Annotated in this window: 23 protein-coding genes and 2 riboswitches; of the genes, 20 read left to right on the forward strand and 3 right to left on the reverse strand. The window is 43.6% G+C overall.

All coding sequences use genetic code 11. From position 1 onward, the window contains the following. The first annotated feature begins 158 nt into the window (after positions 1 to 158). The 6 genes from BLS16_RS02325 to BLS16_RS02355 all read left to right on the forward strand — a co-directional run bounded on the left by BLS16_RS02325 (position 159) and on the right by BLS16_RS02355 (position 4,950). Positions 159 to 695, forward strand: coding sequence for a GNAT family N-acetyltransferase (locus tag BLS16_RS02325; protein WP_092329343.1), 537 nt, complete (start codon positions 159 to 161; stop codon positions 693 to 695). A gap of 293 nt (positions 696 to 988) precedes the next feature. Continuing rightward, positions 989 to 1,390, forward strand: a complete 402-nt coding sequence (locus BLS16_RS23980) for an alanyl-tRNA editing protein (RefSeq protein ID WP_207649718.1) — start codon at positions 989 to 991, stop codon at positions 1,388 to 1,390. 166 nt (positions 1,391 to 1,556) lie between these two features. After that, on the forward strand, positions 1,557 to 2,084 hold the full coding sequence (locus BLS16_RS02335; protein ID WP_092329346.1) for a hypothetical protein: 528 nt from the start codon (positions 1,557 to 1,559) through the stop codon (positions 2,082 to 2,084). Positions 2,085 to 2,424: 340 nt separating this feature from the next. After that, complete coding sequence (locus BLS16_RS02340; protein WP_092329912.1) at positions 2,425 to 3,438, forward strand: PstS family phosphate ABC transporter substrate-binding protein; 1,014 nt, start codon at positions 2,425 to 2,427, stop codon at positions 3,436 to 3,438. Between the two features lie 536 nt (positions 3,439 to 3,974). Continuing rightward, complete coding sequence (locus BLS16_RS02350) at positions 3,975 to 4,409, forward strand: DUF3788 domain-containing protein (protein WP_092329352.1); 435 nt, start codon at positions 3,975 to 3,977, stop codon at positions 4,407 to 4,409. Between the two features lie 34 nt (positions 4,410 to 4,443). After that, complete coding sequence (locus tag BLS16_RS02355) at positions 4,444 to 4,950, forward strand: hypothetical protein (RefSeq protein WP_092329355.1); 507 nt, start codon at positions 4,444 to 4,446, stop codon at positions 4,948 to 4,950. Positions 4,951 to 5,005: 55 nt separating this feature from the next. Here the strand turns inward: BLS16_RS02355 and BLS16_RS02360 are convergent, their stop codons facing one another. Both BLS16_RS02360 and BLS16_RS02365 read right to left on the reverse strand, forming a co-directional pair. Continuing rightward, positions 5,006 to 5,827, reverse strand: a complete 822-nt coding sequence (locus BLS16_RS02360; RefSeq protein ID WP_092329357.1) for a class I SAM-dependent methyltransferase — start codon at positions 5,825 to 5,827, stop codon at positions 5,006 to 5,008. A 4-nt stretch (positions 5,828 to 5,831) separates the two neighbouring features. Next, entirely contained in the window at positions 5,832 to 6,362 is a 531-nt protein-coding gene (locus tag BLS16_RS02365) for an FmdE family protein (RefSeq protein WP_092329360.1), read from the reverse strand. 461 nt (positions 6,363 to 6,823) lie between these two features. Between BLS16_RS02365 and BLS16_RS02370 the strand changes: the two genes are divergently transcribed. The 4 genes from BLS16_RS02370 to BLS16_RS02385 all read left to right on the forward strand — a co-directional run bounded on the left by BLS16_RS02370 (position 6,824) and on the right by BLS16_RS02385 (position 9,906). After that, positions 6,824 to 7,240: a DUF3842 family protein gene (locus BLS16_RS02370; RefSeq protein WP_092329362.1), complete on the forward strand. Its 417-nt coding sequence runs from the start codon at positions 6,824 to 6,826 to the stop codon at positions 7,238 to 7,240. A gap of 60 nt (positions 7,241 to 7,300) precedes the next feature. Continuing rightward, positions 7,301 to 7,489: riboswitch (cobalamin riboswitch) on the forward strand. 285 nt (positions 7,490 to 7,774) lie between these two features. Next, a complete protein-coding gene (locus BLS16_RS02375) occupies positions 7,775 to 8,098 on the forward strand; it encodes a DUF4430 domain-containing protein (RefSeq protein WP_242876163.1) in 324 nt (107 codons plus the stop codon). A 74-nt stretch (positions 8,099 to 8,172) separates the two neighbouring features. Then, positions 8,173 to 8,895 (forward strand): ECF transporter S component, encoded by a 723-nt coding sequence (locus BLS16_RS02380; RefSeq protein ID WP_092329365.1) that lies wholly within the window; start codon positions 8,173 to 8,175, stop codon positions 8,893 to 8,895. Positions 8,896 to 9,120: 225 nt separating this feature from the next. Continuing rightward, a riboswitch (cobalamin riboswitch) is annotated at positions 9,121 to 9,301 on the forward strand. Between the two features lie 185 nt (positions 9,302 to 9,486). Continuing rightward, a complete protein-coding gene (locus tag BLS16_RS02385) occupies positions 9,487 to 9,906 on the forward strand; it encodes a hypothetical protein (RefSeq protein ID WP_034596700.1) in 420 nt (139 codons plus the stop codon). 42 nt (positions 9,907 to 9,948) lie between these two features. Here the strand turns inward: BLS16_RS02385 and BLS16_RS02390 are convergent, their stop codons facing one another. Further along, complete coding sequence (locus BLS16_RS02390) at positions 9,949 to 10,764, reverse strand: sugar phosphate isomerase/epimerase family protein (protein ID WP_092329367.1); 816 nt, start codon at positions 10,762 to 10,764, stop codon at positions 9,949 to 9,951. A 276-nt stretch (positions 10,765 to 11,040) separates the two neighbouring features. On the opposite strand from BLS16_RS02390, the gene BLS16_RS02395 reads away from it, so the two are divergent. From BLS16_RS02395 to BLS16_RS02440, 10 genes are all read left to right on the forward strand, one after another. Then, the gene (locus BLS16_RS02395) at positions 11,041 to 11,235 is read left to right on the forward strand and encodes a hypothetical protein (protein ID WP_092329369.1); all 195 of its coding nucleotides are present in this window, start codon (positions 11,041 to 11,043) and stop codon (positions 11,233 to 11,235) included. Between the two features lie 172 nt (positions 11,236 to 11,407). After that, the gene (locus tag BLS16_RS02400; protein WP_092329371.1) at positions 11,408 to 12,532 is read left to right on the forward strand and encodes an iron ABC transporter substrate-binding protein; all 1,125 of its coding nucleotides are present in this window, start codon (positions 11,408 to 11,410) and stop codon (positions 12,530 to 12,532) included. Between the two features lie 16 nt (positions 12,533 to 12,548). Next, positions 12,549 to 13,628: a FecCD family ABC transporter permease gene (locus BLS16_RS02405; protein WP_092329374.1), complete on the forward strand. Its 1,080-nt coding sequence runs from the start codon at positions 12,549 to 12,551 to the stop codon at positions 13,626 to 13,628. Beyond that, a complete protein-coding gene (locus tag BLS16_RS02410) occupies positions 13,625 to 14,377 on the forward strand; it encodes an ABC transporter ATP-binding protein (RefSeq protein ID WP_092329376.1) in 753 nt (250 codons plus the stop codon). Before BLS16_RS02405 ends, BLS16_RS02410 begins: the two co-directional genes overlap by 4 nt. A gap of 908 nt (positions 14,378 to 15,285) precedes the next feature. Continuing rightward, positions 15,286 to 16,038, forward strand: a complete 753-nt coding sequence (locus BLS16_RS02415) for a class I SAM-dependent methyltransferase (protein ID WP_092329379.1) — start codon at positions 15,286 to 15,288, stop codon at positions 16,036 to 16,038. Between the two features lie 148 nt (positions 16,039 to 16,186). Continuing rightward, complete coding sequence (locus BLS16_RS02420) at positions 16,187 to 17,740, forward strand: ABC transporter substrate-binding protein (RefSeq protein WP_176786044.1); 1,554 nt, start codon at positions 16,187 to 16,189, stop codon at positions 17,738 to 17,740. Between the two features lie 6 nt (positions 17,741 to 17,746). Then, positions 17,747 to 18,697 carry an ABC transporter permease gene (locus tag BLS16_RS02425; RefSeq protein WP_092329384.1) on the forward strand — a complete coding sequence of 317 codons (951 nt, stop codon included), beginning with the start codon at positions 17,747 to 17,749 and terminating at the stop codon, positions 18,695 to 18,697. After that, positions 18,698 to 19,573, forward strand: a complete 876-nt coding sequence (gene nikC, locus BLS16_RS02430; protein WP_092329386.1) for a nickel transporter permease — start codon at positions 18,698 to 18,700, stop codon at positions 19,571 to 19,573. It abuts the gene before it with no gap. Between the two features lie 24 nt (positions 19,574 to 19,597). Further along, complete coding sequence (locus BLS16_RS02435) at positions 19,598 to 20,560, forward strand: ABC transporter ATP-binding protein (protein ID WP_092329389.1); 963 nt, start codon at positions 19,598 to 19,600, stop codon at positions 20,558 to 20,560. Further along, positions 20,550 to 21,359 carry an ATP-binding cassette domain-containing protein gene (locus BLS16_RS02440; RefSeq protein ID WP_092329392.1) on the forward strand — a complete coding sequence of 270 codons (810 nt, stop codon included), beginning with the start codon at positions 20,550 to 20,552 and terminating at the stop codon, positions 21,357 to 21,359. Before BLS16_RS02435 ends, BLS16_RS02440 begins: the two co-directional genes overlap by 11 nt. Positions 21,360 to 21,693 lie beyond the last annotated feature (334 nt).

Here is a 21,693-nt window from a genome sequence, read left to right on the forward strand (position 1 = left end):
GTATCAGGAAAAGAGATAACTGGCTGATTATCAAATTCAAATATACAGGAGACAGGGTAAAAAGATCAGAAGCTGCGCAGGACGGCCTTGGATCTAAAAAGAAAGACATTGTAGGATTATGCACAATAAAGGTTATTTGGATAATGAGAGGTATAGATATGGCAATTTTAAAGACTAAAAGACTGATATTACGCCCCTTACTAACCAACGATTTAGAGGATGTTTTTAATTATTCTTCTACGCCAAATGTCGGACCAAATGCAGGTTGGAAGCCGCATGAGAGTAAAGAAGAAACACTTGAAATAATGAAGGCTATTTTTCTGAACAAGGAAACAGTGTGGGGAATAGAAGAAAAAGAAACAGGAAGAATTATTGGCTCCATAGGTCTAATTGATGACCCAAAACGAGAATGTGATATGGTGAAAATGATCGGATATGCAATTGGTGAAGCTTATTGGGGCAAAGGATTTATGACAGAGGCTGTTAACGTTGTGATAAAATTTGGTTTTGAGGAATTACATTTGTTAGCAATTTCAGCTTATTGTTTTCCTTTCAACATACGCTCAAAGAATATTATAAAGAAGTGTAATTTTGATTATGAAGGAACATTGAAAATGGCGGAGAAGATATTCAATGGCAATATTTATGATAATGATTGCTATTTATTGACGGAACAAAGGTACTACTTCAAATGAACATAATCAATTCACTAAGAACCAGGAAGGAATTTTGAGGTGAAATATGAGTGTAAAGAAATTTTTTTGGGAAGACCCATACCGCACCACGTTAGATGCCAAAGTTACTTCAGTTACAGACAATGTAATTACAGTAGATAGAACGATTGCGTTTGCTTTTTCAGGTGGACAAGCGTCAGATTGTGGAACCATCAATGGATATAACATTATTCGTGCAGAAAAGGTGGGTAAAGAGATCTTTTATACTCTAGACGGTGAGTATGATATTAATCTTGGCGATGAAGTAATTCATTGTGATCGATTGGGAAAAACGATATCGCATAATGAAGCTTCACTTTGCAGCAGAAATTATCCTAGAGCTTGTTTATCAGAACTTTGGTTATCCAGAGAAAATCGGGGCAAATATTTCGGACACTAAAGCCAAAGTTGACTTTGTATGGAATGGAAATATCTCCGAAACATTTTCATTCTTATATAGTGAAGCGAATCGATTAATCGAACTGAATCTACCAATTACCAGTGACTTCAGTAATGTAGAAGCTGAAGAAAGGTATTGGGAAGTTTTAGGTTTTGGTAAGGTATCTTGTGGAGGCACACATATAAAAACAACAGGGGAAATTGGACCAATTAAGCTAAAGCGTGACAATATAGGAAAGAACAAAGAAAGAATTGAAATCACTTTGGTCAATCCTTAAAAGGGGTAGACATCGTTTATCACGCCTTCAACGTTATCTGAAACGGCTAGATCAAAGGGGTAAGTATTTTGGGAGCGGGCCATGTTCTGCGTTATTTGCTCCAATTGTCCAACGAATAATTTAGTCTATATAGTCTATCTGCTCTTTTGAGAAGGGTGTTGTATCTGTGAAAAAGAATTTTTTTACTGTAGTCATATTAGTCGTCAGTTTAACGACGATGGTTGGATGCGGGACAAGGGTATCGAAGGACATTGAGAACACTGGAAACGTAAACCAGCCATCCAATATAGGGAGTGACAAAAATCCTCAAGGTGCTGATATAACATACGTGAATGAGAAGTATGGTTTTAGTCTCGTTTTCCCCGGTTATTGGCAGGATCAATATAACGTTGAAGATGTACACGGTATTGGTGTAAGAATACATCATAAGCCAACCTGGTTAAAAAATGGGGCAGGAACTCTTTTTCAAATAACGGTTTTTGATAAATCTAAAGATGAATGGAACACACAGGTAAAAACAGCCGTAGAAACAATAGGACTGTGGAAGATATATGAAAATGAGAAAGAAGTCTTAGGATTTTCATCACCAACAGATGTACAGTATATTCCAGATGATAAGTTGTTAAGCAGTAAATATATGAAAATGGAAAATGACGTTTTGAAGATAGTGGAGACCTTTGAAAAACTAAACTAGTACTTGAGGGATGCCAGACTTCAGGGTTGCAGCAATCGGGGAGATTAATGTATTGTCTCTTATAACATATGGCATAAGGCTAGGTAACAAGGATTCAAAATCAACCTAGCTCTCGAAGGTTAGGATTTGCATTAATGATATTTAACTGTAATAATTGGTCAATATTTTGGACGCGGTCTTAGTCCTTCGATATAGTTTATAAGTTGCCAAGTGGTGTCTTAGTAGGGTCACTCTTTTTGCTTATGGCATTCTGTAACAGAATTTATTCCGAAAGGGAAAAGCTTAAGGAATGGTGCGGATAAAAATAGGTATTTTCTACCTAAGAAAGTCGAGGATGCATATGCAGAGAATCATTAGTCTGATAGTGGCCAGCTTAATGCTGCTGACCCTTTGTGCCTGTTCCATCGACAGCACCACGGAAGTGCAACAGCCAACACTGCCCTCTAACACGACGCAGCCTGCTCCTACTGGCAATACTGACAGCACAATGACGACCAGGGCCGCGGCCCTGGGTATTACTGCTAAGAATTATCCGATAATTGACGGATCAACTTCCACACTCTCCATCGTGCAGGCTGTATACCGGGCTATGTATGGCGAGGAGGGGGCCAATACAGACGGATATCCCACAAAGGCATCGAAAACCGTACCCTCCTATCGTCTTTTGATTGAAGGGAAGGTGGATGTGATCTTCGTACCCTATGCCTCTGCCGATGTACTGGAGGAGGCGGAGAATGCAGGCGTGGAACTGGAATTCCACAAGGTTGCCGCCGAGGCTTTGATATTTATCACCTCCGCTGAGAATCCGGTGGAATCCATAACATTGGAGCAAATCAGAGAAATATATCTGAACTATGGGATTACCAACTGGAGTAAGCTGGGAGGGCCGGATAGAAAACTTATTCCTATTTGCCGTAATTCCGACAGCGGAAGCCAGTCTCAAATGGACAATCTGATCCTAAACAATCAGGAAATGCACCCCAAGATTCAGCATAATTATGTAGAGCTTACTATGGAGGGAATGCTGGAGCAGGTGGCGTTTTACCATAAAGGCGGTTTGTCAGGGAGCCCGACCAACAGCTTTGCATTGGGCTACACCCTCTATACTTACCTGCAGCAGATGAATGAAGTAACTGGCATCGGCGAGCGTCTGAAAATCCTCTCATTTAATGGAGTACCGCCCACAGCAGAGAATATTGCGCAGGGCTATTATCCCCTGGCCGACGGCTATTACGCGGTCTTTCGCTCCGACCTGTCGAAGGATCACATCGCCCGGGCGGTTATCACCTGGCTTCAGGGAAAAGATGGCGCAGAGACCATCGAAAGACTTGGGCTGATTCCCTGTGCCGAATGAGCATAATCTGTATTTCAGGTGCCCCATTCCCCATGCTGATGCAGATCCATGGCTTCCTTCAGTTACCGGACGATCTCCATGGCGTTGGCAGGCAGGATTTTAAATGTTTGTTGTTTAATTGGGTTGATTGAGAAGTTAAGAATACTTAATATACGAAAGCTGATAGTTTTTTAGAAAGGGTTAGGGGATTTTTAGTGAAAGATATGCCAAAGGGTCTGAATATATGGTGGTGGATTAATATAGCTTTACTCTCAATAATATTATTGGTTTGGATATATAAAGAGATAAATAGTTATAGTCTAGGTACTTTAAGATTTCTATTCTTACTGGTGGGAATTAGTAGTGTAACTTGGGAATTTATATACAGAAAGAATAAGAGAAAATCTGAATAGATTAATATGGTGCAAAGGCCGCACCATCCTTGGCACTGAGGAAAGGAAATTGTGGTATTCCTTCGCATCTGTTTGAGAAAGGGAAGCAAATATAGGCTGCAATTCCCCTGGGGACAGCTCTAAAGCTTGAAAGGGAGATTGTACATGAAATGGAATGAGCAATTCAACATTAATCGGGTGCCGTCTTATGAAGACATTAAACAATATATTGGGGAAGGAGAACCGCTCTGGTCGGAACTTCTTTCAAATATTGAAAAAGCGTATCAGGTTAAACCAAAAATGACTTACAGTAAATGTTCAGCCCAGCCAGGTTGGAATCTGAAATATCAAAAGAGTGGTAAGTCACTATGTACCCTTTATCCGATGGAAGGATTTTTTATCGGCTTAGTTGTGGTGGGGGCAAAAGAGGTAGAACAAGTAGAAATGGAGTTGGGAACATTTACTTCCTATGTGCAAGAATTATATCGTAAAACATCTTTTTCCTGTGGAGGACGTTGGCTAATGATCGAAGTAAAAGACAAGTCTGTGATTAATGATATGCAGAGCCTAATCGCAATCAGAGTAAAGCCCAAGAGATAAAGTCCTAAGAAGGATATATGTTGGAGGGAGCTAATTGAAGGGATTATTAAATAAAACACTGATAATATTCTTAACTACCATGATTTTCTTATCATTGTCGGCATGCGGCAAAAAGAATAATGAACTGACTGTAGCTATAACAGCTGAAATAATAAGTGTCACTGGTCAGCAATTTCAGGGTATCGGGACTTCAGGAATTAAGGATCCAGCTAGGGAGGATTTTAAAATCTTCACCTTTAAGTTAGATGAAGAAAATTCAAAGAACATCAAGAACCGAAGAATTATTGTTCCTGATTTTAAGAAAATCTTTGAAGATACCAAAGATGATTTGTATTGGTTTGGAAACTCTTATATTCGGGACAATGGAAATGAAAATACTGCCGAATATTTGTATGAGATTACACTTTATACGAGAGGGTTAGACGAAGACTTTCTAAGGAAAATATTAAACTCCAATGAAGTAATAATTTCTTGGTTAACAGAAGATGGACAGCAAAAAGAGAAAAGGATTAAGGTTGGAGATTTAGCAGTGTTTAAATAAATCTATTCGGTTACTGTTCTAGCGTCCCTCTGAGTTTGGAGGAGGCAGTCACAAATCAGACCGTCCAATAGATCCAGGCAGTTTTTGTCTGAACCCTCTCTCTCACAAACCCATCAGAAGAGATATGTTCGAGATAATTCATAATTAGCTTGTTTTGATCATCAGCGGGGTCATTTTTAAGTTCAAAAAGTGTGCCATAATACATACTAGCTTCTTCGATTGAGCGGACATGCTCTCGATCAGTATCCACATAGGTAATGTGGGGATAATAGCCCATTAGCCAAAGAATATTAAAAATACAGTAGACTGTGTTAATATAAAACTTTGGATCTTTAAGTTGCAGGATTTCCTTACGAATTACGTCCTGAACAGAGTCAGAACGACTTACAAAATTAGACAAAAAGCAATATCCTTTGCTGGCAGCGATCATCTTCTCCAGGGTGACTTGATCATGAATTCCTGGGCTGTTGATGGCTGTAACCAAGTCAAATCGCTTTTCCCAACCGTATTCCTCAAGATTTACCTCGTCCCAATTTAAGTTTTCAAAGGAGATATTGGTCAGGTTGGCTGCGGCAGCATTTCTATGGGCATGATCCAGCATTTTAAAGGATATGTCCAGGCCGGTAACGTCACGGGATGTCTTGGCAAATTCAACAGCAAATCCTCCCGGACCGCAACCGATGTCCAGAACACTGCTGTTTTTAGCAAAAAGATTATGATCAGACATGAATTTAATAATTTTTCCAATTCTTTGGTCAGAAGCTTTTGGGGAAACTAATTTATTGAACTCATCGGCTCGATTGTCCCAAAAGGCCGTCGCAGAGGCCCTGGCAACCTTTCCTTCGCTCCACAGACGGGTGTAATATTGTATATCCATCTCTTTACCACCCTCTCGAATAGTCCTTGAAGCAGTCCAAGCACACTTTTTTGCCGTCATTGACGCGCAGCTTGTGCTCGGGAGCCCCTTCTCCGCAATTCTCACAAATTACGGTAGTAAAGAGTCTGGCCTTTTCGGGCAACTCAAAGGACGGCTTGGAGAAGTTAAAAAGTTCTTCGGCAGGTGAGTTCAGAAGGTATTCTTGACGTTGCTGGCGATCCATTTCTTCATTTAACGGCTTTACGATCATTCTCAGGCTTTCGCCATTGGAGCGGTTAAAAAAGCTGAAGGCCATTTTGCCTGTGCCTTTGTACAAAAGATTTCCCTTACCAAAAGTACAGCCCGTAATTACCTGTACAGCATCAACTCCGCAAGCGTCGTTTTCAGTGACACAGACAATTTCTTCATCCTCAGAAAACCGAATACCCAGCTTCTTAATGGCGGCTTCACAAGCTTTGTAGCCCATTGCCAGCCCTGGGCATTCATGCCCGTGAAATTCTACCGCTTTTTCCCACAATGTTTGTACTCTGCACATAAATTTAATCCCCCTTTTACATAATAAAAAAGACCAAGGGAAACTGACCTATCCAAGTCAGACCTCCATGGTCTTCACCAACACCTTCATGAATGGGTGTACTTATGATTAAAATTAGTATTCTACAAAATCATTTGAATTCCTGCCGAAAAATTTTCAAAATAATTAAAACAATCAATAGAAGAAAGGCAGTATTACATAAAAATGTTTTTCTGAGAAGATATTTTAGGCTATACATTTTTTGCTATTTCATGGTAAGATGAAATTACTGGAAGCTGACGCGGAAAGGATTAATACCGTTATGCAAACTCATGAAGGGGATGCAAGACCATGGAGGTTTGGCTCAGTAGAGTCTGCTTCATGGTCTTTTAATTGTGTTAGAGGGCAGCAAGACCCTAAGGGCAGATGCCTGAAGGCGAACACCTTGCCGATAATTTGGAGCAAAAAATGAGGAGAGTATGATGCGAATAGCAGTTATTGACGGACAGGGTGGAGGTATTGGCAAACATATCGTAGAGCAGCTGCGCAAGCGATTCCCTGAACTTAATATCCTGGCCTTGGGAACAAATGCTCTTGCTACGGGAGCAATGGTGCGGGCAGGAGCTACGGAAGGGGCTTCCGGGGAGTCGGCTATTTGTTACAATGCAGATCGGGTAGACATTATTGTTGGATCTATAGGAATCATGTTGGTCTATGGAATGTTGGGAGAAATAACCTCCGACATAGCTGCGGCTCTTTCTGCCAGCAAAGCGGAAAAGTTACTTCTGCCGATCCAACGCGGAAACATTCAGCTGGTAGGCATACCCCGCAGCCCTCTCCCTCACCAGATTGAAGCTTTGGTGAACGAAGTGGAGGAACGAATGAGTACAAATAGATAAAGGGAAGAAATAGGATTCAGTCTATACAGAATCTTCTGTTTCATGGTAAGATGGACAAAAATAATAAATATTGGAATAAGTGATTCTTTCCTGAAGGAAGGAATTGAAAAGGGAAGTCAGTTGAAGCTGACGCGGTGCCCGCCACTGTATGAGGGAGTTTTCTCACAGGTGTCACTGGATATAATTCCGGGAAGACGTGAGCAGACGATGATCTTGAGCCAGGAGACCTGCTTAATCCAAAGTAAAACTACCTACGGGGTGTTAGGGGGGCGGACTTTGTTTTCGGGATACTTATAGTACCTGATGCCGGTTAAGCTTTTTACCCTTCGCTGTGGTAGAGAGCTTTTTTTGTTTGTCAAGATTTTAATTGGCGGCTCTTCCTCCGGCGGCCCCTTCGGCCTCTGATTTAAACTCGAATCCTACCCCCCTAGTCCCGATCCTAATCCCAATCCCAAAAACATAGTAACCTTCTCAATTACTTGCCAAACTGCCGTCGATAAGGGACTGCATCAGGATAAAAAATATCAGGAGGTTGTGCCTGTTGATGGGATTATCCTGGCACCCACAGTGGTGGAGTTCAAAGAAGGGGAAGTAGTATTTGATGTTTTGAAGCAGGTAGTACGCCAACATAAGATTCACATGGAGTATGAAGGGTCGAAAGGAACTCCCTATATCCAAGGAATTAATAATTTGTATGAGTTTGACGGAGGCCCTCTGAGCGGCTGGATGTATTGTGTCAACAAAGTATATCCTAATTATGGCTGCGGAGAATATAAGCTCAAACCGGGGGATATAATTGAGTGGAACTATACCTGTGATTTAGGCAAAGACTTAGGCCAAACTTGGCTGGGAGAGTAAAACAGAGCAACGGAACCAGACTCTCCCTTGGAGAAGGAAGAGTCTGGTGATGGCAAAAGACAGGATGTGAAACAATGTTAAACCAGGTCGAGCCTAAGAACAAGCGCAGTCGAATCATCCACATACTCCGCTGGGCCATAATCTTTACAATACCCTGCGCCTTAATTCTTTCGACGTTGCAGGGAGATAAGAATTATGGCTTATTAAGCGTGATCCTGATCATCCTGGCTATGGGTCCCTTTTTTCTAAGCTTTGAGAGACGCAGACCCGAAGCCAGGGAGTTGGTGGTTATTGCTGTGATGGCAGGGATTGCGGCTTTGGGTCGGGTAGCTTTCGCGCCCATTCCTCATTTTAAACCTACCTCAGCTGTTGTGATCATTACCGCCCTGACCTTTGGCCCGGAAGCCGGGTTTTTAACCGGTGCCGTAGCCGCTATTACCTCCAATTTGTTTTTCGGGCAAGGGCCCTGGACACCCTGGCAGATGTTTTGCTGGGGCATGATCGGCTTAGTGGCCGGTATGCTGAGAAATGTCGGCTGGCTGAAAAACAGGTTGAGTTTAGCAGTCTTTGGTTTTGCCACCGGCTTTGGCTTTGGCTGGGTCATGAATATATGGTATATCGTAGGCTTTATCAAGCCCATTACCTATCAGGCTATCATAGCAGCTTATATCTCCAGCTTTTGGTTTGACTTTACCCACGCTCTCTCGACGTTGATCTTTCTGGTGATCTTGGCGAAGCCTTGGATCAAAAAGCTGGAACGAATTAAGATCAAGTTTGGCTTGATGAATAATGACTAATCAATAATCAATAATCAACAATGAACTTACTCAATCCGCTGACAAAATTTTGAAATATTTTTGTCGGAAGCAGGAATTTTAAAATCTACGTAGAAATGTAGGAATATTGAAAAAACTTAAATCCATGCTTCGGACAGTATTTCCAAAAACATTCCCAGAACACTATGATGACTTCTGGATTAGAAACTTAAATTTGTCTATTCGTCAAATACTCTCGAAAAACTAAAAACTAAATATGTAACGAGTGTACTTTTATAAAGAAAGTATTGACAGGGAAGTCAGTTAAGCTGACGCGGTCCCGCCACTGTAGTAGTGAGCGGCCTTATACAATGTCACTGGGCAACCGGGAAGACATAGGGCTGCAATGAACTTAAGCCAGGAGACCTGCTCGTTACAGATTACACAGGAACCTACGGAAGATAGGGGAGGTGCCGTTTATGCCGGAAAATCAGGTCCGGCTAGTGGAGTAACCATATCCCTTTACATGTAACTGTAGAGGGATTTTGCTTTTTTATGGTTTTCAAGTTACTCTAAGCGCGAATTTCTAGACCTCTAGTAGGGGACATTCATATCGATGGGAGGAGGATTATCATGATTACGGCCACAGTGCATAGCTTAGAAGGAGCTGTCTCTAGACTGGGATTAGACCCCCTCATGGTGAATCGCTTTATGGAGGAGTGGCTACAAACTGCGCGAGAGGTCTCCTTTGAGGAAGCTAATGAGGTAGCTTGTATATTAAATAGAATGAAAAGATCCATTAAATATTATCTGGCTCCAGACCCTACCAGAGAAGGTTACCAAGTCGTGCTTATCGTGAGGAAGAATCGAGTGGTTACGATACTTACTCAGTTAACCAATTCTTTTTACGGTGTGCCGGAAGCCCAGACGGTGAATGGGACACGCATGATTAAGACCTTGGGGGGAGAAATGTACGAAGACAAAGGGAATTGGGTCAGACAACTCAGACAAAAGCACGAAAAGGTTCATTTCCGGAAAAAGCTGAGACCTTAGGAGCCAAGCAATTACTTCCTCAAATCATTAGTAACTGCAACTCTATTCAGGCAAGCTTTCCCGCTCTAATAAACTGTGGAGAGTTTTTAAGCTTTGCAGAGCTTTTTTAAGAAATAACTGAGGTGGGCCTTCCCGCTCCTCCGCCGTCGGATAGGCCTCCAAAGTTAAACATCCCCGATAAGCGGTTGGAAAGTGTCCGGCTACTTGGGCCCAATCAATGATACCCTCTTCAGGCAGCCAATGCCGATCCTCCAGACCGTCATTATCCGACAGATGAGTTGTGACAAGTCGCCGGCCAAAATTCTTAAGAAGATGGAAGTCCAGTTTATCCGTTAGAAAGTAATGAGAGCTATCGAAACAAAAGCCCAAAGAGCCGGATGGAATTTTAGAAAGCAAATAAGGGACATTATCATTGCGGCGGGTGTTTTCGATAGCGATGGTTACCCCCAGGTTCTCAGCAACCCTTACGAGTTCAAACATGCTTTCGGCACCAAAATCATTGGGCTCCGGCGTGGTGTAGCCCTCCGTCAAATGCATTACCATCATGGGAATTTCGTAGTCTGCGCAATCCTGCAGCCAGCGGATATGTCTTTGGATAAATCCCGAGCGCAGGGATTTATTCTCTGACCACATTTCGCTGGAGTCATTATAAGGTACATGTAGGTTTTCTAAGATAAGCCCCCCTTCTTTGACCAACTTAGGCATGCTCTCCTTCTTCATCGGCCAGGGAATGTCCTCATCCTCCCACCAGATAGAGGTAGCCTCAAATCCGGCTTCCTTAATCAAGCTAAGTCGTTCCGGAAAAGGAAGTACATAACCGAACCAGGAAAAAATACCGAGAGGATAGGGAATTGTCATCTAAGTGCCCCCCTTTAAAGAAGTAACTCTCTACTACTCAAGTCACCAGACCCCGCATCGAAAATAATTGACACTTGTGCTTCATAGGTTATAGATTTCAATATTCTCTAAACAGGTTAAGGAATCCTTGTAAACTTTGTTGAGAAGGCAGGAATTTCTTGATTTCTATAGAACTAATAATATTGTGAATATATGACCATGGAGGTCTGACTTCAAAGGAAGTCACCCTTATGGTCATATTTTTTTCAGTAAAAGTATTATTTAGGAGGGTGATTAATGAGTTCCAAAGATAAGCTGCTGGAGATAGAAAAGCGGAGGAAAGTATTACAGAATGCTCGAGAGGAAATCTTAGGGAAACTTATATCAGAAAGGGAACAGCGCTCTCAGTGGCTTATTAAGCTTATAGATATTGATGACGAGCTCGAAGAATTATCCAGACAAAGCAAAGCACTTCCCCGAGTTGATTCTTAGACAGAATCATAAGAATATGATTATTTGTCAAAAAATAAAAAAGGAATTTTTGGCTTAATGTAGAAAGAATAACAAAATATTTTAAAAAATAAGACCATGGAGGTCTGGCTTCCCTAGGAAGTCAGCTTCGTGGTCTTATTTTTTATAAAACTATAAGGAAAGGATGAGTTTAATGAGAAAACTGACATCCCTACTTTTGATGCTAATGATGTCCTTATTACTTTTAACGGGATGTGGAGGAACTGAAAGTAAGCAGGAAGAGGGCACAGTTCCCACGACTGCTCAGGTTCAAAAACAAAAGATTACGGATCTAGTCGGCAGGGAAGTTGAGCTTTCGGTTCCGGTGCAAAGGGTCGTGGCCATCGGGCCGGGTGCATTGCGGTTAGTGACTTATATCGAAGGAGCAGCCATGGTAGTTGGGATTGAAGAGACTGAGAAGAAATCAAACCCGGGAAGATCCTACATGATGGCTTATCCTGACTTAAAGAAGCTGCCCAGTATTGGTCAGGGAGGACCGGATACTGCACCCAATGAGGAAAGCTTGGTTAGCGTCAAGCCGGACGTGATTTTTGTCTGTACCCTTGTCGATAAAGAAAAGGCTGATCAATTGCAAGCTAAAACAGGTATTCCCGTAGTTGCTTTAAGCTATGGGGATTTAGCAACCTTTGGTGAGAATCTATATCGTTCTCTTAATATAATCGGCACGATCATAGGCCGGGAGAAGCGGGCAGAAGAGGTTGTTACTTATCTTAAACAAAATGAAAAGGATTTGGGAGAACGGACGAAAAACCTTGCCGATGGGGAGAAAGCAAAAGTTTATGTAGGTGCCGTGAGCATGAAAGGAGCCCATGGGATCGAAAGCACTCAAGCCCAATATCCGCCATTTAAGTACATTGGGACCAAAAATGTCGTTGATGAAACAGGCAAAAACGGAACCGTTATGATCGATAAAGAAAAGCTCATCAGCTGGAATCCGGATTTTCTTTTTCTTGATGCCGGGGGGTATGCCCTGGTTACAGCAGACTATCAGAAAAACCCTGCTTTCTACCAGTCTTTGCAGGCCATGAAAAATGATCGAGTATATAATTTGATTCCCTTTAACAACTATAACCCTAATATTGACACGGCCTTTGCCGACGCCTATTACGCAGGAAAAATAATCTTTCCGGAACGGTTTAAAGACATCGATCCGATTAAGAAAAGTGATGAAATTTATCAGTTCCTGCTGGGTAAGCCTCTGTATGCAGATATGGATAGGGATTTTGGCGGTTTCAAGAAGTTGGAGCTAGGAAAATGATATGAGGTGATTAGAGTTGGTTGGTAATGAGACCGTGCCTGATGGCCGAGTAAACTATTATCTAAGATATACATGGAAGAAGAAAATAATCTTGTTGGGTCTGTTGGGGATGACTGCAGTGCTGGCCCTTTACGCCATTAGTGCCGGTTCAGCTGAGCTTTCACCTTGGCAGGTCTTACTGACCTTATTTGGCCAAACTGAGGGACAGTCTCAGATTATTATTTGGTCAATCCGCTTACCCCGAGTGTTGGCAGCAATGGTGGCAGGGATAGGTTTGGCGATTGCCGGTGCGGTCATGCAAAATATCCTCAGAAATCCCTTAGCGTCCCCGACTACCATCGGCATTGCCCAAGGCGCAGCCTTTGGGGCTGCGCTGGCCATCATTGGCTGGGGAGCAGGTAGTTCTTCAAGCACAGGTGGAGGAGCGATTCTGATTAATAACCCCTATATTGTCACTATATCCGCCTTCGGGGGGGCTATGCTTTCGACCATGATCATTATTTTTCTGGCCCAATATAAGGGTGTGTCACCAGAGTCTATGGTGTTAGCTGGGTTTGCTTTAGGATTTTTCTTTTCGGCAGGCACCATGCTATTACAGTATTTTACCAATGATGTTAATGTGGCTGCTATTGTTTTTTGGACCTTCGGCGACATTGGTAGAGCATCTTGGGGGGAGTTGGGGATTATGACCTGTGTTGTCTTTGGCTCCTTACTCTTTTTCTTGTTTAACCGCTGGAATTATAATGCCCTGGACAGTGGGGCAGAGACTGCCAAGGGTCTAGGCGTCAACGTAGAGAAAACGAGACAGTGGGGGATGTTCTTTGCCTCTTTGATTACGGCTACAGTCGTTTCCTTTTTAGGAATTATGGCCTTCATAGGTCTCGTGGCCCCTCATCTGGTGAAGCGTTTAATTGGCGGAGACAATCGCTTCCTTATACCGGCTTCTGGAATTATGGGGGCCTTATTGCTGCTGGCAGCAGATACTTTGGCCAGAAGGATTATCGCCCCTGTGGTTTTGCCGGTAGGGGCAGTAACTTCTTTTCTCGGCGCACCCCTTTTCCTTTATCTGCTGGTGAGAGGGGCTAAACTGCGATGATCTTATCCGTTAACGGAGTAGAATTTAACTACAGATCCCGAATAATCCTGGATAAGGTGGGCTTTGCTGTGCAGAAAGGAGAGTTCCTCTCCATTTTAGGGAACAATGGTGCCGGGAAATCCACCCTGCTCAAGACTTTGAACAGAATTTTACTGCCCAAAAAAGGCAGTATCTTATTGGACAACCAAGAGGTGTCTAAGCTGAGTCGCTTGGCTATAGCGCTAAAGATGGCCTACGTCTCCCAGCACTACGAGAGCAATCGGCAAACTGTCTTTGATGCAGTCTTATTAGGCCGCAAACCTCATATAAAGTGGGAGGCCGCAGCCTCAGATTTGGCTTTGGTACAAGGGGTATTGGCCAAAACCGGTCTGGAAGAGTATGCTCTCCGCTACTTAGATGAACTGAGTGGAGGGGAACTGCAGAAGGTCATCATTGCCAGGGCCTTGGCTCAAGAACCTGAGGTTCTGTTGTTAGATGAGCCTACCAGCAACTTGGATTTAAGAAATCAAATCGAAGTGCTGAGAACCATTCAAACTGCCGCTAAGGAGAAGAATATTGCGGTAGTTGCTGTAATGCACGATTTAAATCTGGCTTTACGCTTCTCAGATAAGTTTCTGTTATTGCAGAACACCAAGGTCTTTGCCGCCGGAGGCCCGGAAGTGATGACGGCAGCAAATATTTCTCAGGCTTATGGAGTTCCGGTAAGTGTGGAGCGGGTACAGAATCAGATGGTCGTGATTCCAACTTAAGGTGCAGAAATTTACGATATGTTAAAGCAGCTAACTGATTTCGACCAAACGCTAAGGACGAAGGGGAAAAGGAGGTCTTTATCAGATCGTCTTCTGAAGTTATAGAGAAAAATTTCGAGCTGCAAAGATAAAAAAGGTTGACTCCTCAAAAATAAGGAGTCAACTTTTATATTAAGAAGGAGGGTTTCAGTTCTGTCAGACTCAATAACATTGTGACGGTCAGATCAAAATATTCTTAAGTCTGAATAAATAGCGATATTCCCGATGAAGAAGAACTTCTTAGGAATTACTGGTCTATATATATGCACGTAAGATGCAGGCAGAAAAATTATGGAAGGTAGACTTAGTAAGGTCATCTTAAATTAGTTAGTATCTATTAAACACCTCCTTGTAAATGAAAAAAACCCTGGAAGATATAACCAGACTTAGCGTCTAGTCAAGACCTCCATGGTCATCACATTTAGGATTTATAACTATAGTTGTTACATTCTACATAAATAGGATTATTCCTTCTAGAAAGAAAAGAAATTTTTGAATTTTATAATAAGCAAATTCTAAGGATAAAAATTATATTGACAATCACCTCTATTAATTATAAATTATATACAAAACCATACAGAATATAAATAATATTACGGATCATGAAGATCCTGCCAAATCCATGGAGGTTAACTACGAGTTAATTTTTGTGGGTTTTTTCATTTGGGTATGCTTCTATATCTTTACAGGGCCATGAAGGTCTAGAAAACCATGGAGGTTTGACTTGAGAAAGTCGACTCTGTGGTTTTTTTGTTTAACAGAAAGCCTAACTGGGATTCTGACAGAGGGGTGATATTAAAAAATTGATTAAGCATTAGGACACGTTTGTGAATGGATTTCACAAGACAAATAGCAAGGGGGAGATAAACATGAGTACTCAGGTGAGGGAAGTCAAAGAGAAAATTCGCCAGAGGTGGAACGAATCGGCCGGGGAGTTTGATCAATGCCCAGGTCATGGGATTCATTCCGAAGAAGAAAAGAAAGCATGGCAGAGGATTTTGGCCAAGGCAGTGGAGGGCAACCAACTTAAAGTTTTAGATGTAGGCACCGGAACGGGGTTTATTGCTCTTTTGCTGGCTGAATACGGGCACAGTGTTACCGGAGTGGATGTGGCTGAGGAGATGCTTGCCCAGGCCAGAATGAAAGCCAAACGTCAAAGGCTGGAAGTAACCTTTCAGTCTGGGGATGCTGATGAACTGCCTTTTCAAGATAAGGTCTTTGATGTGGTGATTAACCGCCATGTGCTTTGGACCATGGCGGATCCGGAAAAGGCCGTTTCTGAATGGGCGAGGGTACTCAAACCCGGTGGAAAGTTAGTAATTATTGATGGAGACTGGAACCATTTCAGTTGGGTCAAAAAGCTCTGGAAGCTGGCGTCGACAATTACCCTTCGGATAACTGAAGGTACTGACTCTTCAAGCAAATCCCACGATCTGCGGGATTTTGAGAAGGATCTTCCCCTGCGCAAACAAAAACGTCCGGAGGCGGATGTAAGAATTCTCAGAGCACTAGGCTTGAAAAATCCCCAAGCGGCCGGCTTCAAAGACCCTCGGGCTCGTGGTTTAGTGAATAATCTGAAATACGGCTATTATCAGAGGTTTGTTGTAACAGCCAGTAAGTGAACTCCTCCCACTAAAGTTTAACCTGGTCTTTCGGTGACGTGACTTTCCAGTGGAGACTTAGGCCGAAGGCCGAACTCCTGACGGATGCTTTAGCAACCTAGGGTGGAGCTAAGAGTGAATGAAATTAAAATTAGGAGGTAAGAGAACGATGAGAATCAAAAGTCTGTCGATTGTACTTTGTCTCTTGGTCATATCTTTGCTGTTTAGTACAGCAGGCTGTGGAGTTAAGCCGGCAAGTTCCGGCAATCAGTCTTTGGTTGTGGGTGAAATATGGAAGATTGACAATATTGATCCTGCTACTAACGGTACATTAACCATGGAAAAAGCCCTGATTACCGAGACTTTGGTAGGAACAAAGCCTAATTTCGAACTTCAGCCAAATCTGGCTTCCGAATGGCAAAGAATAGACCCAAATACTTGGAAGTTTAGCTTGCGTAAAGATGTCAAATTTCATGACGGCACCACTTTTAATGCAGAAGCAGTAAAATGGTCACTCCTGAGAGCCATTCAAATTAATCCCCAGATAGTAAGTTTTACCAAGATTAAAACAGTGGAAGCCGAAAATGATGGGATTGTTATCATCACTACCTCCACCCCTAACAGTGATTTGCCTGCTTCCCTGCATTATTCAAACACCTCCATCATTGCCAAAAGCTCCGTCGATAAAGACGGAAAAATGATAAGACCCATTGGCACCGGGGCCTTCAAGTTGGAGCAATATGACCCCTCTACGGGAGACCTGAAGATGTCCAAGAACCCAGACTATTGGGGGACGGTTTCCAAGTTGGACAACCTGGAAATTCGTGCCTTACCCGACCCCAATACTCGAGCCCTGGCTTTGGAGAAGGGGGAGATCGATTTCACCTGTGATCCTCCCTACAATGAGTTGGCAAGGCTGGAAAAAGTGGAGGGACTTAAGGTGGAGCTTAATAAAACAGCCAGAACTTATATCATTGAAATGAATTTAAATGAAGCACCATTTAATGATGTGAGAGTCAGGAAGGCTATGAGTTATGGTATCGATAGAGAGAGTATCGTGAAAAATGTCTTATTCGGATGCGGCGAAGCAGCTAAGGGACCTTATATGCCGGGAATGGCCTGGACCAATGAGAATTTGAAGGGATATCCTTATAATCCTGCCAAGGCGAAACAACTGCTTGCTGAAGCCGGGTGGCAGGATTCTGATGGGGATGGCATTGTCGATCATAATGGCAAGCCCATGAGGATTACCCTGATGACTTATCCGCAAAGACCGGGGCTACCGCCTATGGCTGAAGCTGTGCAGGCCCAGTTTAAAAACCTGGGAATTGATCTGAAAACTGAGATTATGGATAGTTCGGCCATGTCGAATATCGCTGCCAAAGGAAAATGGGATATGAAAATGAGTGCTTTTGCCACAGCCATGATTCCTTCCCCTTCCTATCATCTAAACATCCTATATTACTCCAAGAATAATAAAGTTATTGGCTATAACAACCCGGACGTGGATAGGCTGATTGACCAATGTATGGTAGAGGAAGATCAACAGAAAAAGTATGCTTTATCCAAACAAGTTCAGCAAATTTTAGAAGATGAAGAGCCTGTGCTACCCATTGCTTATTATGGTGTTGCTGTGGCTATGAAGAGCAGAGTTAACAATTTTGTTTTCAACCCTACAGCTCACGATTATATGCTGACAAACGAAGTTAATATCAAGGAGTAGAATTTAATGGGGAGATTTATCTGCAAACGTCTGGCGGCGACAATCCTGGTGATTGTTGCTGCCTCAATGCTTACCTTTGGCATCTTGCATCTGACCCCCGGGTCGACGCCGGCAACTATTTTGAAGTACGCTTTCATTGGCCTGGAAGAGATCCCCACGGATGCTGAGATTACTGAGATCACAACGCGCTTTAAGCTCAGTGATCCTTTGTATCAACAGTATTATCGCTGGATCAAACAGGCCCTCCGAGGGGATTTGGGAGATTCCTATGTCTACAGACTTCCGGTAGCGGAACTCATTGGCTTGAGGTTCCCGGCCACAGCCTTGCTGGCAGTTCTGAGTGTCACTCTATCCCTGTTAATTTCCATACCCCTGGGAATTCTCTGTGCCGTTAAAAGAAACACCTTTTTTGATCATTTCAACCGACTCCTCGCTCTTTTTGCCGTGGCTATGCCCAGCTTCTGGCTGGCCTATTTGCTGATTATTGTTTTTTCGTTGGGCTTTAACCTGTTTCCAGTGGCCGGCTTTAGGAGTTTATCCTCTCTGGTGCTGCCCTGTGTGACTCTTGCTGCTGGGATGGGGGCTGTGACCTTGCGGATTATGCGCTCCAGTATGCTGGAAGTAATGGGACAGGATTATATTTTGACCGCTAGAAGCAAAGGGTTGTATGAAAGGAGTGTGATCGCCAAGCATGCCTTAAAAAATGCCTTTTTGCCGGTGGTCACAGTTGTGGGACTGCAATTTGGGCACATGCTGGGAGGGTCGGTGATCGTAGAAACTGTTTTTTCCTGGCCGGGGATAGGAAAGCTGTTGATTGACTCCATCTTTGCTAAAGATATTCCAGTGGTTCAAGGATGCATTTTGTTGATTGCCGGGACTTATGCCTTAGTTAATTTGTTGGTAGACTTATCCTACGCCTTAATGGATCCGAGGATACGCTACGGGAGGGAGAGTTAGATGGATGTTATACTTCTCTCAGCAAAAACTCCGAAAAAGGTTGTCCTTAGGTTTTTAAAGCAAGAAAGTATGTTGGCTGTCAGTGGGGCGGCTGTTCTTCTAGTGATCATGGTCGCGCTGCTGGGGCCGCTGATTATGCCTCACGACCCTATCTCGGTCAGCTTGACTGAAAAAGTCCAGACTCCCTCATTCCAATACCCCTTTGGTACAGATCCCTTGGGCAGGTGTATCTTAAGCAGAGTGATTCAGGGAACCAGAACTTCTTTAACCGCGGCAGTGGTGATTGTCTCTATCAGCGGGATAGGGGGAGTACTCCTCGGACTCCTAGCCGGCTATAAGGGCGGAGGAGTAGATAGCTTGATTATGCGTTTAGTTGACGTCCTGCTGGCCTTTCCCAGCATTATTTTAGCTATGGCTCTGATTGTATCTATGGGTCCGGGCTTAGAAAGCGTCATAGTTGCTCTGACTTTAGTACACTGGACCGGCTATGCCAGACTTGTTCGGGCGGAGGTATTGACCCTAAAGCAAGCAGAGTTTGTGGAAGGGGCGAGGGCCCTGGGAAATAGTTCCTCCAGAATACTTTTCAAATATATCTTGCCAAATGTTCTGGCCCCTGTGCTGGTCATGGCTTCCCTGGACATTGCCCATATCATCTTGTCTATGGCCAGTCTGAGTTTTCTCGGTTTAGGCGCTCAACCTCCGGAGGCAGAATGGGGAGCAATGATTAACCAAGGCAGGGAGTTTATCCGAACTGCCCCCTATGTTACCCTGTTCCCGGGCTTAGCTCTGATGTTCAGCATTTTAGCCTTCAGTTTACTGGGGGACAGCTTGAGAGATTATTTTGACCCTCGCCTGCGTGACAAAGTCATTGAATAGATTACCGAGAAGGGAGGAATTCCCATGCTGAACAAACAGGTGATGTCACCGTTGCTTTCTATTCGTGCCCTGAGCACTTGTTTTCAAATACAGGAAACTGTCGTCAAAGCCGTAGACAATGTCTCTCTGGATATTTATCCTGACGAGGTTTTGGCTCTCGTCGGAGAAACAGGCTGTGGAAAATCTGTCCTGGCCCTTTCCATCCTGCGCTTGCTGCCGGAAAATTCATTAAGCGAAGGAAGTATCCTTTATAAGGGTTTTGAGATCCTGGAAGGGAGTAATGAAGAGCTGAGAGCTTTACGAGGAAGGGAAATTGGGATGATTCCCCAAAGTCAGGCTTCCTCCCTTAACCCTCTGCTTAAAGTGGGCTGGCAAGTCATGGAAGTGTTGCGGCTGCACACTAAGGTTAGAAAACCAGATGCCCATAAAAAGGTGGTAGAGTTGTTTTCTCGGCTACAGCTTCCCGAGCCGGAGAAGAGGATGGATTATTATCCCCACCAATTGAGTGGTGGAATGCGGCAGAGAGTATTGGTGTCTATGGGAGTAGCATGCAACCCAAATTTGATTTTAGTGGATGAGCCTACCAAAGGCCTGGATGCAGTGCTCAGGATGGAAGTTGTGAAGCTCCTTGGCAGGCAGGCTGCTGAAAACAACAGGTCGATGCTGCTGATCACTCATGATTTATCAGTTGCTGCCCTGCTGGCAGACCGGATTGCTGTCATGTATGCCGGAGAAATTGTGGAAATGGGTTCGTCTGCCGGGGTATTGAAAATTCCCCGACATCCTTACACTCAATCTCTCCTCGATTCTTTGCCGGGGAGAGGCTTTAAACCGATTCCGGGGTTCAGTCCCAGTCTTTCCAGGATTCCCCCGGGCTGCAGGTTTCAACCCAGGTGCAGAGTGGCCTGCTCCAAGGGTGCCGCCCTTCATCCTGACCTCAGAGAAGCGGATCCAAATCATTATGTGAGGTGCTTTCATGCTGATTGAAGTTAAGGACTTAGTTAAAGACTATCGGGTGGGAATCTTGAAGAACCGCTGTGTCAGGGCAGTTGACTGCGTCAGCTTTTCCTTGCAGGTGGGAGAAACCTTGGGACTTGTAGGAGAAAGCGGGTGCGGAAAATCCACCTTAGCCAGGCTGATACTGATGCTTATTAAACCGACCTTCGGAAGAGTGTGCTTTGAAGGCCAAGATTTAACGGACCTGTCTCAGGCAGAGCTATTAAAGCTTAGAAGAGAGATGCAGATTGTCTTCCAACAGCCGCAGCAGTCCTTGCATCCCCGGATGAAACTAGCGGAATCTCTGGCCGAGCCTCTGCGCCTCTATAAGCTTGTAAAAAGTAAGGCAGCAGAAAAGGAAAGAGTAAGACATTTGCTGCATGAGGTAGGGCTGTCAGAGGAACACCTGGAACGTTACCCCCATGAACTCAGCGGGGGGCAGGCTCAGCGTGTTGCCTTAGCCAGGGTGCTTGCTCTTAAACCAAAATTCATTGTTGCCGATGAGCCTACCTCGATGTTGGACGTGGCTGTGCAGGCCCAGATCTTGAGTCTGATCAAAAAGCTCCAGCAGGAGCATAAGATAGGCATGTTATTTATTTCTCACGATTTAGAAGTGATCCGGGGGATAAGCGACCGAGTAGCGGTAATGCAGGGCGGTAAATTAGTGGAAATGGGGAGTAAGGAACAGATTTTTCGAGAGCCGCAGCATCCCTACACTAAATTTCTTACCGGCACAGTCTTTGAGCTGCCAACAAGACTTAAAAGGGATAATCTTCGCCTTGTTCATTGAGTCTCATAAAAACGTCAGCAACAAGCAGTATTCCGGTATTATAATGAAGTTTACTTCTATATAATAATTAAGGAGAGATATTCTTTAGCCTAGCCCGATAGGCCGGCCTATTCTAGTTCAGAAAATCAGCGTAGAATTAATTTCTAAAATCTGAGTATCCTGGCAGGAGAATTAAGCAGGATTGTAGAATAGTCAGTAAAACTTATATCGCTAAGCAAGACCATGAAGGTGTTTGCAGAAACCATGGAGGTTTGACTCATTAGGGTCAACTTTGTGGTTTTTTTGTTTATTTGAGGGAGGGTGAGAGAGAAAATTATCTCAAAATATTAAACTA

The organism is Desulfosporosinus hippei DSM 8344 (assembly GCF_900100785.1).
Lineage (GTDB): Bacteria > Bacillota > Desulfitobacteriia > Desulfitobacteriales > Desulfitobacteriaceae > Desulfosporosinus > Desulfosporosinus hippei.